Annotated in this window: 11 protein-coding genes; 8 read left to right on the top strand and 3 right to left on the bottom strand. The window is 32.6% G+C overall.

Translation table 11 applies throughout. The features are described 5' to 3' along the window. Positions 1-2: 2 nt before the first annotated feature. The 3 genes from ACXIHB_RS04130 (at position 3) to ACXIHB_RS04120 (ending at position 5717) form a co-directional block, all read left to right on the top strand. Positions 3-3251 (top strand): efflux RND transporter permease subunit, encoded by a 3249-nt coding sequence (locus ACXIHB_RS04130; protein WP_462098982.1) that lies wholly within the window; start codon positions 3-5, stop codon positions 3249-3251. After that, positions 3241-4692 carry a TolC family protein gene (locus ACXIHB_RS04125; RefSeq protein ID WP_462098981.1) on the top strand — a complete coding sequence of 484 codons (1452 nt, stop codon included), beginning with the start codon at positions 3241-3243 and terminating at the stop codon, positions 4690-4692. The genes ACXIHB_RS04130 and ACXIHB_RS04125 overlap by 11 nt, the downstream gene beginning before the upstream one ends. A gap of 152 nt (positions 4693-4844) precedes the next feature. Further along, positions 4845-5717, top strand: coding sequence for a cation diffusion facilitator family transporter (locus ACXIHB_RS04120; protein WP_462098980.1), 873 nt, complete (start codon positions 4845-4847; stop codon positions 5715-5717). Positions 5718-5767: 50 nt separating this feature from the next. Here the strand turns inward: ACXIHB_RS04120 and ACXIHB_RS04115 are convergent, their stop codons facing one another. Continuing rightward, positions 5768-6400, bottom strand: a complete 633-nt coding sequence (locus tag ACXIHB_RS04115; protein ID WP_167713981.1) for a 7-carboxy-7-deazaguanine synthase QueE — start codon at positions 6398-6400, stop codon at positions 5768-5770. 86 nt (positions 6401-6486) lie between these two features. Between ACXIHB_RS04115 and ACXIHB_RS04110 the strand changes: the two genes are divergently transcribed. From ACXIHB_RS04110 to ACXIHB_RS04095, 4 genes are all read left to right on the top strand, one after another. Continuing rightward, positions 6487-8007, top strand: coding sequence for a helicase HerA-like domain-containing protein (locus tag ACXIHB_RS04110; RefSeq protein WP_253056320.1), 1521 nt, complete (start codon positions 6487-6489; stop codon positions 8005-8007). Positions 8008-8048: 41 nt separating this feature from the next. After that, positions 8049-8609: a hypothetical protein gene (locus ACXIHB_RS04105; RefSeq protein WP_047789409.1), complete on the top strand. Its 561-nt coding sequence runs from the start codon at positions 8049-8051 to the stop codon at positions 8607-8609. 65 nt (positions 8610-8674) lie between these two features. Further along, positions 8675-9217 (top strand): hypothetical protein, encoded by a 543-nt coding sequence (locus tag ACXIHB_RS04100; RefSeq protein WP_159611682.1) that lies wholly within the window; start codon positions 8675-8677, stop codon positions 9215-9217. 10 nt (positions 9218-9227) lie between these two features. Continuing rightward, positions 9228-9596 (top strand): cupin domain-containing protein, encoded by a 369-nt coding sequence (locus tag ACXIHB_RS04095; protein ID WP_462098979.1) that lies wholly within the window; start codon positions 9228-9230, stop codon positions 9594-9596. On the opposite strand, the gene ACXIHB_RS04090 is transcribed toward ACXIHB_RS04095, so the two are convergent. Both ACXIHB_RS04090 and ACXIHB_RS04085 read right to left on the bottom strand, forming a co-directional pair. Further along, on the bottom strand, positions 9564-10253 hold the full coding sequence (locus tag ACXIHB_RS04090; protein WP_047790154.1) for a ZIP family metal transporter: 690 nt from the start codon (positions 10251-10253) through the stop codon (positions 9564-9566). The genes ACXIHB_RS04095 and ACXIHB_RS04090 overlap by 33 nt on opposite strands. Beyond that, the gene (locus ACXIHB_RS04085) at positions 10250-10975 is read right to left on the bottom strand and encodes a class I SAM-dependent methyltransferase (protein WP_047790155.1); all 726 of its coding nucleotides are present in this window, start codon (positions 10973-10975) and stop codon (positions 10250-10252) included. The genes ACXIHB_RS04090 and ACXIHB_RS04085 overlap by 4 nt, the downstream gene beginning before the upstream one ends. 113 nt (positions 10976-11088) lie before the next feature. Here ACXIHB_RS04085 and ACXIHB_RS04080 point away from each other — a divergent pair, with 113 nt between their 5' ends. After that, entirely contained in the window at positions 11089-12270 is a 1182-nt protein-coding gene (locus tag ACXIHB_RS04080) for a THUMP domain-containing class I SAM-dependent RNA methyltransferase (protein ID WP_047790156.1), read from the top strand. Positions 12271-12299 lie beyond the last annotated feature (29 nt).

The raw sequence follows: 12299 nt of genomic DNA, 5'->3' as shown, positions 1-12299 counted from the left end.
ACATGTTTAGTCAATTTATAAAAAGACCAGTACTAGCAATTGTTATTTCGATAATAGTTGTTTTTACAGGGTTGTTATCAATAAAACAACTCCCAATATCACAGTTTCCACAAATTGCACCAACCACGGTAAACATATTTATAGCATACCCAGGTTCAAGTGCAGATGTATTGGTAAACTCAACACTAATTCCTCTAGAAACAGCAATCAATGGAGTACAAGGAATGCGTTATATCGCTTCTGATGCTACAAGTGCAGGAGAAGGAACCTTACGTGTAATTTTTGAACCCGGTACAGATCCCAACCAAGCAGTAGTAAGGGTAAAAACAAGGGTAGATCAAGTAATGCCTTTATTACCTGAATTAGTACAGCGAGAAGGAGTAATTATTACTCCAGTACAACCAAGTATGTTAATGTATGTGAACCTTTTTAGTAAAGAAAAAAATAACGATGAAAAGTTCCTATACAACTATGCATATACCAAAATGATACCAGAAATTCAACGAATCAACGGTATCGCCAGTGCTAAAATTTTAGGAAGTAGAAAATATGCGATGAGAGTTTGGTTAAAACCCGACCGAATGAGAGCCTATAATATTTCTGCAGAAGAAATTTTAGAAGCGATGGAAGACCAAAGTATTTTGGCAAGACCCGGAAGATTAGGAAGAAGTTCAGGAATCAAATCACAATCACTAGAATACGTACTTACCTATCAAAACAGGTATAACGAACCAGATCAGTATAAAGACATTATTATTCGAGCAAATGAAGAAGGAGAAATTTTAAAGTTAAAAGATGTTGCCGAAGTAAAATTAGGGAGTGAATTCTTCGATATTTACTCAAACTTAGATGGGCATCCATCAGCATCTATTGTTTTAAAACAAACCTTTGGAAGTAATGGTAGTGATGTAATAGCATCGGTAAAAGAAAAACTAAAAGAATTAAAAGAAGATCTACCACCAGGGATTGATTTTAAAATTAGTTATGACGTTTCTAACTTTTTAGATGCCTCAATAGAACAAGTAATACATACACTTAGAGATGCCTTTGTTTTAGTGGCAATTGTGGTGTTTCTCTTCTTAGGAGATTTACGATCAACCTTAATTCCAATTATAGCAGTACCAGTATCTTTAATTGGAGCGTTCTTTGTAATGCAACTTTTTGGGCTTTCAATAAACTTAATTACCTTGTTTGCATTAGTATTAGCCATTGGTATTGTGGTAGATGATGCTATTGTGGTGGTAGAAGCAGTCCATTTAAAAATGGAGAAAGAGCATCTTACGCCTTACCAAGCATCTAAGGCAGCATTAGGAGAAATAGGAGGAGCTATTTTAGCAATTACATTGGTTATGGTTTCGGTATTTGTTCCAATTTCATTTATGACAGGGCCCGTAGGAGTTTTCTACAGACAATTCTCTATAACAATGGCGGGTTCTATCATTATTTCAGCAGTGGTAGCATTAACATTAACACCAGTATTGTGTGCAATAATGTTGAAGAATAACCACGGAAAAGAAAGAAAAAAATCAATAATAGATAAATTTATTGATTGGTTTAACAAAGGGTTTGAAAAACTTACAGGAAGATATGTAAAAGTGTTAAACAGAATCGTAGCAAGAAGAATGTTAACCTTTGGAGTATTACTAGCTTTCTGTGCAGGAATATTTATTACCAATAAAACATTACCAGCAGGTTTTATTCCTAGTGAAGATCAAGGAATGATCTATGCTATTATTCAAACACCACCAGGTGCTACCTTAGAACGTACAAACGAAGTAGCAAGAAAACTACAACAAATTTGTGAAGAAACTGAGGGAGTAGAGTCAGTTTCATCTTTGGCAGGATATGAAATTATGACCGAAGGTAGAGGGTCAAATGCAGGTACCTGTTTAATTAACTTGAAACCATGGTCAGAACGTCATCATTCAGTTCATGAAATCATGGAAGAACTAGAAGAAGAAACTAAAGACTTAGGAGCGGTTATAGAATATTTTGAACCACCAGCAGTACCAGGTTTTGGATCTTCAGGAGGATTCTCAATGCGTTTATTAGATAAAACAAACTCAACAGACTACCACGAGTTTGAACGTATCAATAACAAATTCATGGAGTCGTTATCAAAACGAAAAGAGCTTACAGGGTTATTTACTTTTTATTCTGCAAACTATCCGCAGTACGAATTAAAAATCGACAATAAAAAAGCGATGCAAAAAGGAGTGACCATTGGTAAAGCCATGGAAAACCTAAACATTTTAATAGGTAGTACCTATGAACAAGGTTTTATTCGTTTTGGTAGATTCTTTAAAGTATATACACAAGCAGCACCAGAATACAGAAGAATTCCTTCAGATTTAGAAAAACTATATGTTAAAAATGAAGAAGGAGAAATGGTGCCTTATTCAGCGTTCATGAGTTTAGAAAAAAAACTAGGACCTAATGAGATAACACGATACAATTTATATAATTCAGCAGCTATTAGAGGGTTACCAGCACCAGGATACACAAGTGGAGATGCTATTAACGCAATTAAAGAAGTAGCAGTAAAAGAATTACCAAGAGGTTATGATGTAGCTTGGGAAGGACTTACTTATGATGAAGCACAAAGAGGTAATGAATCAGTGTATATTTTCATCATTGTATTAGCCTTTGTATATTTTGTATTAGCAGCACAATATGAAAGCTTTATACTGCCATTAGCTGTAATATTCTCGCTTCCAGTAGGAGTGTATGGGTCATTTACACTATTAAAATTAATGGGCTTAGCTAATGACGTATATGCACAAATTGGTATAATAATGCTGGTCGGTTTATTAGGTAAAAATGCAGTGTTAATTGTAGAATTTGCGGTACTAAAACGAAGTCAAGGAGCTACAATTTTTGAAGCAGCTATTGAAGGAGCTAAAGAACGATTCAGACCAATTTTAATGACTTCATTTGCATTTATCGCAGGGTTAATACCGTTAGTTATAGCTCACGGAGCAGGAGCTATTGGTAACAGAACTATTGGTGGATCGGCTTTAGGAGGAATGTTAATAGGTACAATTTTCGGAGTTTTAATTATACCAGGTCTCTATTACATATTTGCTAAAATGAGTGATGGAAGAAGCTTAATTAAAGACGAATCGAGCGAACCAGTTTCTGAAGAATTTATAAGAATAAATGAAGTTGAAGGAAGTAAAACAAAAGCTAAAATAGCAGAGCTTAAAAAACTTCTAAAGAAAATAATTAAAAGAGAAAACAATGAAAACTAAACAAAGAAGTTTATTTGTAATAAAAAAAGCACACTTTTTAAGTGTGCTTACCCTCTTAGTTTTGTGCTCTTGTGTATCAAATCAAGTAGTAAGAGAAGAAAATAAGGCGGTACCAGAGAATTTTAAGAACCAACCTGCAGATTCATTAAATACAGCTACTATTAAATGGCGTGACTTTTTTTCAGACTCACATTTAATTTCTCTGATAGATACAGCTTTATCAAACAACCAAGAGTTGAACATAATGTTACAACAAGTAGCTATTTCAAAAAATAATATCAAGGCAAAAAAAGGTGAGTATTTACCATTTGTAAATATGTATGCCGGGGCAGAAGTAGAAAAGGTAGGGAAGTATACTAGAAATGGAGCCGTTGAAGAAAATTTAAATATTCGCGAAGATGAAAAATTTCCAGAGCCATTAACTGATTTTTCAATAGGACTTTCTGCTTCATGGGAGTTAGATGTTTGGAAGAAGTTACGAAATGAGAAGAAAGTAGCAGTACTAGAATACTTAGCTAGTGTTGAAGGAAAAAACTTTATGGTAACTAATTTGGTTTCAGAAATTGCAAATTCATATTACGAATTAGTAGCATTAGATAATGAATTATCTATGGTCTCACAAAACTTAGAAATTCAAAAAAATGCATTGCAAATGGTGAAGCTTCAAAAACAAGCTGCAAGAACAACTGAATTGGCAGTACGTAGGTTTGAAGCGAGTGTACTTAAAAACCAAAGTCACCTATATGAACTTCAACAAGAGATAGTAGAAACTGAAAATAAAATTAACTTTTTAGTAGGAAGATACCCACAACCTATAGAAAGAAACTCAGATAATTTTATAGATAAACCTATTGAAGGAGTAAAAGCAGGAATTCCATCACAACTATTACAAAACAGACCCGATTTAAGGAGAGCCGAATACGAGTTAGCAGCAGCTAAATTAAATACTAAAATAGCACGAGCTAATTTTTATCCATCAATAGGAATTAAAGCAGGAGTGGGGTTACAAGCATTTAAACCTAAGTTTTTAACATCAACACCAGAATCGTTAGTCTATTCTTTAGCAGGTGATATTGTAGGGCCTTTAATCAATAGAAATGCGATAAAAGCAGCTTATAAAACAGCCAACAATAAACAATTACAAGCTGTTTACGAATACGAAAGAGCTATTTTAAATGCGTATTTAGAAGTAGCCAACGAGCTTTCAAAAATAGACAACTTGAAAAACAGTTACGATTTAAAAAAGCAACAAGTTGAAGCGCTAAACGAATCTATAGATCTTTCTATTCGTTTGTTTAAGTCAGCTAGAGCAGAATATACAGAAGTGTTGTTAACACAAAGAGAAGCATTAGAGTCTAAAATTGAAATTATAGAGACGAAAAGAGATCAATTATTAGCAAATGTAAAAGTATATAAAGCCTTAGGAGGAGGCTGGAACTAATTTTTTCATTCGTTATTAACTATTAATTGTTGTTAAAGTGGTAGTTTTATAAACTATCCAAGAGACTCGCTAATTGGCGAGTCTTTTTTTTTCAATACTTTTCAAGTACCTTCGTACTACCTCATAAAAAGAGATTGTAATATCATAATTCAATGAGTAAAGAAGAGTTAGCTATAAAAACGACCTATTTTAGTATTCTAAGCAATACTAGTTTAGCAATTATAAAAGGACTAGCAGGTATTTTTGGAAACTCATACGCATTAATAGCAGATGCAATTGAATCTACTACTGATATATTTTCTTCTTTTTTAGTGTTGTTAGGGTTGAAATATGCAAAAAGACCCGCAGATAAGAATCACCCATACGGACACGGAAAAATAGAACCTTTAATCACCTTTGTAGTAGTTGCTTTTTTGGTAACTTCGGCTACAATTATTGCCTATGAAAGTATACAGAATATCCAAACTCCACACAAAACTCCTAAACCATGGACGTTACTCGTTTTAGGGGCAATTATTATTTGGAAAGAAATATCCTTTCAAGTGGTTATCAGAAAGAGTAAAGAAACTAATAGTTCTTCTTTAAAAGCAGATGCGTGGCATCATAGAAGTGATGCAATTACTTCTGTAATGGCATTCATAGGGATTTCAATAGCACTTATTTTTAAAGAAGGTTATGAAACTGCTGATGATTGGGCAGCTTTATTGGCTTCGTTCTTTATTTTATACAATAGTTACCTAATTTTTAGACCAGCACTGGGTGAAATAATGGATGAACATGTATATGATGATTTAATAGAAGAAATAAGAGAAAAATCTATGGAAGTGACAGGTGTTTTAGGAACAGAAAAATGCTTTGTTCGTAAAGCAGGAATGAAATATCATGTAGATTTACATGCGATTGTAGATAGTACTATTACAGTAAAAGAAGGACACGATATTGCTCATAAATTAAAAGACTATTTAAGAGAAAAACTCCCAGACTTGGAGCATGTTTTAATTCATATAGAACCTAATGAATATTAAAAAAGCAACCTTTTTACTGAGCGTAGTCGAAGTATGGTTGCTTTTTTTGTTTATGGTATATTTAAATACTTGTGTGTTTGTAAGGAAATTTTCCATTGAGGATGCTCCATCACATAATCAATAATTAGAGGAGTCATTTTTTCCTTTTTACTCCATTCAGGTTGTAAAAATAATTTACATTTTTTACCAACTTTAGCAGCCTGTTCCTCAGCAAACTGAAAATCATTTTTATTATGAATAATCATTTTCAACTCATCTGCTTCTTGATAAGCACGTTCTAAAGGTAATTTTGTTTTTTTAGGCGATAAACAAAACCAATCCCAAACCCCAGAAAAGTCATACGCTCCAGAAGTTTCAATATGTGTTTTAATACCTTTTTCTTGAAGTTGCCCTGTAATATAGTCTAAACTCCACATTAAAGGCTCTCCACCTGTAATTACCACAGTTTCGGCATATTTCTTTGCATTTTCAACAATAATATCCGTTTTTGTAGGCGGATGTAAATTAGCATCCCAGCTTTCTTTTACATCACACCAATGGCAACCTACATCGCAACCGCCAATACGAATAAAATAAGCAGCAGTACCAGTGTGTGCTCCTTCTCCCTGAATCGTGTAAAACTCTTCCATTAACGGAAGCATTTCTCCTGTATTAATTAACTCTTGTACTTCTTTTTTCAACATAAGGGTGCAAAGATAGGCAACATTAAAATTTAATGAATGATTTTTGTTACTTTTACGTGTTTTTATCACAAAAAAGGTCATAAATAATGAGTAAAACCGAAGAGTTTTTCAATTACATCAAAGAAGGCTATACAACAAAAGGAGAGTTTATTACGCTAGGAGCAGGAATGTTAGGAGAAGAAACTGTAACAAACGCTCATGTAAATATTCCTTTAAAAACATTAAATCGTCACGGATTAATAGCTGGAGCAACAGGAACAGGAAAAACAAAAACCTTGCAAGTGCTGGCAGAAAACATGTCAGAAAAAGGAATACCTGTATTGTTAATGGATGTAAAAGGAGACTTAAGTGGATTAGCACAACCAAGTCCTGGGCATGCTAAGATTGATGAACGCCACGAAAAAATCGGAATACCATTTACTCCAACAAAATTTCCAATAGAAATTTTATCTATTTCAGAACAAAACGGAGTCCGTTTACGTGCTACAGTTTCTGAATTTGGACCTGTTTTATTATCACGTATTTTAGATTTGACGGAGACACAATCTGGAATTGTAGCGATTATTTTTAAATATTGTGATGATAACCAATTACCGTTATTAGACTTAAAAGACTTCAAGAAAATCCTTCAATACATAACCAATGAAGGAAAAGAAGAGATTAAAAAAGAATACGGACGAATTTCTACCGCAAGTACTGGGGCTATTCTTAGAAAAATTGTTGAAATTGAGCAACAAGGAGGTGATTTATTCTTCGGAGAAAAATCATTTGATGTTGACGATTTAACTCGTATTGATGAAAACGGACGTGGTGTTATTTCTGTACTACGTTTAACAGATATTCAAGATAGACCAAAGTTGTTTTCAACCTTTATGCTACAGTTACTAGCTGAGGTATATGAAACTTTTCCAGAACAAGGAGATAGTGGTCGACCAGAATTGGTGATTTTTATAGATGAAGCCCATTTAGTATTTGATGAAGCTTCAAAAGCGTTGTTAAGTCAAATAGAAAGCATCGTAAAATTAATTCGATCTAAAGGAATAGGATTATACTTTGTAACACAAAATCCAAAAGATGTTCCGGAAGACGTATTAGCACAGTTAGGAATGAAGATTCAACATGCCTTACGTGCCTTTACAGCAAAAGATAGAAAAGCAATTAAATTAGCTGCAGAAAACTATCCAGATTCTGAATATTACGATACTAAAGAAGTATTAACACAGTTGGGAATAGGAGAGGCGTTGATTTCTGTATTAAATGAAAAAGGAATTCCAACACCATTGGCACGAACCATGTTACGTGCACCTATGAGTAGAATGGATGTATTAACAGATAAGGAAATTAAACAAGTTTTAGATAATTCAAGATTAATCCCGAAATACAACGATACTATTGATAGGGAGAGTGCTTACGAAATGCTAAACGAGAAGATAGAAAAAGTCAACAAAGAAAAAACTGAAGAAGCACGCAAAGAGGAGGAAGAAAAAACAAGAAGAAAATCTTCAACACGTAGTAGAAGCACACGTATGAACCCAATAGTAAAGGTATTAACCAGTGCTACCTTTATAAGAGCAGCCTTTGGAATTTTGAAAAAAGTAATAAAATAAGAAATACAAGAAATAGACGTTTTAAATATAAAAGAAGACAAATGAGAACATTTATGAAACCTTTAGTTATCGCAGTAATATCAGTACTATTTATCCAGTGTGGTAATAGCAAATTTGATATTGCTAAAGGAAAAGTAGGAAAGTTAACAACGAAAACAACTGTTAACGAAATAGAAAACGTATTTAAGCAAGACTCAGTAGTTAAAGTATTAAGTGAAGGGGCTAAAGGAAATAATCTTTTTCAAGAAGATGATAAGTATTTAGTATATGAAAAAGGAGGAAAGCATTTACTAACAATTACTCCAAAAGAACAATTAGACTCTACGTCAACAATTAAGAGTATTGAGATTTTTGATGATCGTTTTAAAACAAAATCAGGAGTAAATATAAAATCTACTTTTCAAGAAATTAATGCAAATACTAAGGTAAGTAAAGTAGAGTCATCATTTTCATCAGCAACCTTATTTATTGATGATTTAAACGCAACAATAACGATTGATAATGAAGATTTAGGTTTAAAAGAATTTAGTACTCAAAAAGTAACCAAAGAACAAATTCCAGATTTAGCCAAAATTAAATCATTTACTATTTGGTTTAACTAAAATATTTGAAGCCGAAACATATGTTTCGGCTTTTTAATTAATAACAGCTATGTAATTTTTAAAAGATGGAAGTAATAAAAATAGCATTTTTTGTATTGGGAGTTTTCTTTGGAGAAAACAGTAGGATAGGAGCGGAGAAAACAACCGTTACCATAAACCCAAATAAGCAAACAATAACCATAGTTCAAGAAAACATATTTGCACTTATAGCGAATGAAGCAGATAGTATGCAAGTTAGTACAGAGCTAGAAAAGGTGATAGCAAGAAATTGGAGAAAAGAAATAGAAACCTATCCATCAAAATCATGTACTTTTTATGTTACTGATAAAGGGGATTTAAACGCAAAAATTATACTGAAGTATCCTTCTGAAAATGTATTAAGAGATTTTGCTTTAGATTTTAATAAAGAAGCTAAAGAATTCTCTTTAATTAATATCCCTGATTGGAATGTTGAAACAGAAGATGGAGCATTAAAAGGAAATTATTGGCGATTTAGTGCAGACGACAGCTTTACTTTTGTTGTTACTCCTTTTAAAAATATGCCTGATAAGTTTAAAGACGCTAAAAGAAATCTTGCTCCAATTTGGGAAGCTGAAAAGAATAGGTAAAAAATACATTATGAGTAAAAAATATAAGATTCAAAAAAGCCCGTTTGTAGTACCAACGACTGATGGAAAATTAATTGAAGAGCATTTTGGAAATGCTACTGATGGAAATTCAAAAGTAAGTATAGCACACATGATAGCACCTCCAGGCTGGAGAGAGCCTTTTCAAGCACCAGAATTTGAAGAATATACTTATATAATCAAAGGAAAAAAGCAATTTAATATTGATGGTGAAATTGTGGTGTTAGAAGCAGGACAATCGATTAAAATTGAAAAAAAGACACGTGTTCAATATTCTAACCCATTTACAGAACCCTGTGAGTATTTAGCAGTTTGTTTACCTGCTTTCTCAATGGGGTTGGTGCATAGAGAAGATAGTTAACAATATTCCTAAAATAATAGCAGCAAACTTTTGGTAGTTGAATTTATGGTTTTCCGTGCTTTCAAAAAGAATGATGGTTGAAATATGTAAAAACACTCCAACTATTAAAGCTGTAATTTCTGTATGGTATTGTTTTACTAAAAGAACGTTGTTAGATACTAAAATACCTAAGGGACTCATTAATGCAAATAAGGTTAAAAATAAAAAGACTGTTTTTTTAGAATACTTAGCATGTAATAAAAAGGTAGTTAAAACTATTGCAATGGGAATTTTGTGTACAACAATAGCCCATAATAAGTTGTCATCTGCATGATGAATAGGTAATCCTTCTGAAAAAGCGTGTACACATAAACTAATAAATAATAACCAAGGAAACTTAGACGAGTCAGAATGTAAATGTATATGTCCGTGTTCAGCACCTTTAGAAAAAGACTCTAATACCGATTGAATGATGATTCCCACTAAAATTAAAATACCAACTAACCTTGTGTTATTAGTGTAGAGATATACTTCTGGCAATAAATGTAAGATAGTTACTGAAAGTAAATAAGCGCCACTAAATGCTAATAATAAGCGAACGAAGGTTTTACTAGGTTTTAGTGTAAAAACGAATAAAACACCTACTAAAACAGAAACAATTAGTAAAAAGTAACTCATTTAGCAACAATAATTAAGCGATCAGAAGATTGTGAATTAAACTCATTAAGACTGTAATCGCCAAAAACATGTGTTATTTGTAAATTGACACTATTAAAATATGATTGTAGTTTTTCTAAAGTTAAAAATTTTACACGCTCTGTATACGAGTGTGATTTTCCTTCAGCTGTAAAAGAAATATGTTTTAATATAAATCCGTCTTTAATTTCTTTTTTAATATTAAACTCAATACCATCAATAGTTTTTATTTCTTCTTTTATAAGTGTATTTTTTACTTTTTCAACATTTAAGAAGTCCAAGACAAATACACCGTTTTCTTTTAATCCGTTTTTAATACTTTTTAAAACAGCAATGTCTTCGTTATCATCTTCAAAATAACCAAAACTAGTAAAGAGATTAAATATAGCATCATATTTACTTTCAATAGGCTCTCGCATATCCCAAACTTCAAAATGAAGCGTGTCATTCTCAAACTGTTTGGCATGTTTAATACTATTTTTACTTAAATCACCACCCACAACGTCATATCCTAACGAGTTTAAGTATACTGCATGACGTCCTTTTCCACAGGGTAAATCAGCAATACGACTTAACTTAGGCAGTTGTAAGAAAGAAGTGATATTACGCATAAAAAACTGTGCATCGGCATCGTTTCTATGCTTGTATAAAATATGATAGTATGGTGTGTTAAACCACGAAGTAAACCAATCTGTTGTATTCATAATTATAAAGGTCTGCAAAAATACGCAAAACTTACGTTTTTTACATTCAAAGTGGAAAAGATTCATAACAACCCAAAATTAGCTGTACTTTTGCAATGAAATTTTACAGTTACATGGAAAAAGATTTTAAAATGACCGCCATAACCATGGCAGGTTTAGAAGGTGTTTTGGCAGACGAGTTACGTCAACTAGGAGCAATGGAAGTGAAAGAAGGAGTAAGGAGTGTTACTTTTAGAGGTGATAAAGGTTTTATGTACAAAGCAAATATAGCTTTACGTACTGCTATTCGTATTTTAAAACCAATTAAACGCAGTAAAATTTTTGATGAAGAAGATTTATACGAAGCAATTCAACGTGTAAAATGGGAACGTTTTTTGGATGTTGATGGAACGTTTGCGATAGGTTCGGTAGTAAATTCAAAAAACTTTACTTCAAATTCACATTATATTAGCTTAAAATCCAAGGATGCTATTGCCGATTATTTTATGCATAAGTATAAAAAGCGTCCGAATGTAGATTTAAAATACCCAGATGTAAAAGTTCACGTGCACATTCATAAAGAATGGCTAACTATTTCGTTAGACTCATCTGGTGAATCGTTACACAAACGTGGATACCGAAGTGCTACGAATATTGCTCCGATTAATGAAGTATTGGCAGCAGGATTAATTTTACTTTCAGGATATAAAGGGGAAGAAAATTTTATTGACCCGATGTGTGGTTCAGGAACTATTTTGATTGAAGCTGCAATGATTGCGAATCAAATTCCTGCAAATATCAACCGTAAGCACTTTGCTTTTGAAAACTGGAAGGATTATGATGAAGATTTATACTTTGTTATTCAAGATTCATTATTAAAGAAAATACGAAGTTCTCATTTCAAAATTATGGGGTTTGATAAGGCTCCATCGGCAGTTAGAAAAGCGCAGCAAAATATTATCAATGCTAATTTGGATGAGTTTATAGGAGTACATCACGTAAACTTTTTCAATTCTAAGAAAGAAGTATTTGGTAAAACTACAATTTTGTTCAATCCGCCTTATGGAGAGCGTTTAAATATTGATGTAGAAGAATTTTACAGAAAAATAGGAGACACCTTAAAGAATAACTATCCAAATTCAACTGCGTGGTTAATTACGTCGGATATTCAAGCGCTAAAGTTTGTAGGGTTACGAACGTCGAAAAGAATACCGCTTAAAAATGCAGATTTAGATTGCCGTTTTGTAAAGTATGAACTGTATGAAGGTAGTAAAAAAGCAAAGAAGAATTCTTCATTTAACGATGAAGAAGAATAAAAATAAAAACTCCGCTGAAAGGCGGAGTT

Source organism: Tenacibaculum sp. IMCC1 (genome assembly GCF_054906355.1).
Note: the sequence above shows the minus strand (reverse complement) of the source record. Positions and strands in the feature narration are given on the sequence as shown.